The sequence below is a fragment of the Synechococcus sp. R6-10 genome (assembly GCF_047461815.1).
Classification (GTDB): domain Bacteria; phylum Cyanobacteriota; class Cyanobacteriia; order Thermostichales; family Thermostichaceae; genus Thermostichus.
This window is the reverse complement of record NZ_JANSHW010000190.1, coordinates 1-1380: the sequence shown is the minus strand read 5'-3', so window position 1 is coordinate 1380 and position 1380 is coordinate 1. Positions and strand designations below refer to the sequence as shown.

At 58.5% G+C, this 1380-nt stretch carries 2 protein-coding genes, 1 tRNA gene and 1 pseudogene; all 4 read right to left on the bottom strand.

Annotated features, from left to right (window positions below; translation table 11 throughout):
- Positions 1-319: hypothetical protein (locus NW837_RS06030; protein WP_414329847.1), on the bottom strand; the 319-nt coding region annotated here is incomplete at its 3' end.
- Positions 320-421: 102 nt separating this feature from the next.
- Positions 422-494: transfer RNA gene (locus NW837_RS06025), tRNA-Ala, on the bottom strand.
- Positions 485-1153: a Uma2 family endonuclease gene (locus NW837_RS06020; protein WP_414329845.1), complete on the bottom strand. Its 669-nt coding sequence runs from the start codon at positions 1151-1153 to the stop codon at positions 485-487. The genes NW837_RS06025 and NW837_RS06020 overlap by 10 nt, the downstream gene beginning before the upstream one ends.
- 46 nt (positions 1154-1199) lie before the next feature.
- Positions 1200-1380: pseudogene (locus tag NW837_RS06015) on the bottom strand (hypothetical protein); the annotation flags it as partial.

The window sequence follows — 1380 nt, the reverse complement described above, 5'->3', positions numbered from 1 at the left end:
CGCGGCGCAGATCCCGAATCTCCTGCCGCATCTCCCGCATCTCTTGGGCCATCTCGTCAGTGCGCCGTTCCAGTGCTTCTGTGCGGCGTTCGATGGCCCGAGTACGCTCGTCAAAGCGATCCAGTGCCTCGCGAAAGAACTGCGCCAGCATCGCCTGTCCCTCCCGCAGCTCTTGAATCAAAACCTGCTGGTTTTGCTGGACAAGACGCAGCTCCTGCTGGGCAGCTTGCAATTCTTTTTGGGAGGCTTGCAGCTCTCTTTGGGAGGCTTGCAACTCTTGGACGGCTTGAATCAGCCACTGTTCTTGCTCGGGCGTCATGGTTACTGAAACACTACAGAATAAGGAAATCCTACCACCACTAACTCTTCTCTCCTCCTGGGAGAGGGATCGGGGGCAAGGGATCCAAATCCAAAACCTCAATGGAGAGTAGGGAACTCGAATCCCTGACCTCTGCGGTGCGATCGCAGCGCTCTACCAACTGAGCTAACTCCCCGTAGCTTTACTAGAATAACCCGAATCCGCAGCCAAGATCTCCCCCGCCTGCAACTCCAGCTTGGGAAAGACCTTTGAGGATACCGGATCGGATCCCTTCAGCTCCAGCACATCGTACCAGCCTTCATGAAGCAGCAGCAGGCTCACCTTCTCCTCCAAGGGATCCACAACCCAATACTCGCCGATCCCCAAAACGCAATACTCTGCTTGCTTGGCCCGGTAGTCTGCTGCCCGGCTCGACTCACTCACCACCTCCACCACCAGCAGCAGCGGCGGCTCCTCTAGGCGGATCAACGCCTCCCGGGATCCCATCTCCTGCCACTGTTCCAAAGGCAGCACCACCACATCCGGGATCCGCACCGTAGCCCACCGATTGCCCCGCGGAGACTGGATCCCCAGACCTCCCTGTATCACCGTCCAGGGCAACTGCTGCCGTGCAATCTCTGCCTCGAAAACTCGGCTGAGAAAGTTTTGAATCTGCACATGCCGCCCGGTTGGAAGAGCCATGGGCACCAACTCCCCTGCCACCAGCTCATAGCGGGTATCACTGCCATCCGAATAAGCAAGGTATTCCGCCAAACTCAGGCGATCTCTTGATGGTGCAGAAACGGATCCCCTCGTCCAAGCCACAGCCGCCTCCAGAAACTGCTCTGCCACCATCCTAGCTCCCCTCTCCCTGAGGGAGAGGGGCTGGGGGTGAGGGCCACTACCGCCGTTCCAAAAAATCGCGGCGCAGATCCCGAATCTCCTGCCGGATCTCCCGCATCTCTTGGGCCATCTCGTCAGTGCGCCGTTCCAGTGCTTCTGTGCGCCGTTCCACAGCTTCCGTGCGCCGTTCAATAGCCCGGGTGCGCTCATCAAACCGATCCATTGACTCGCGAAAAAAC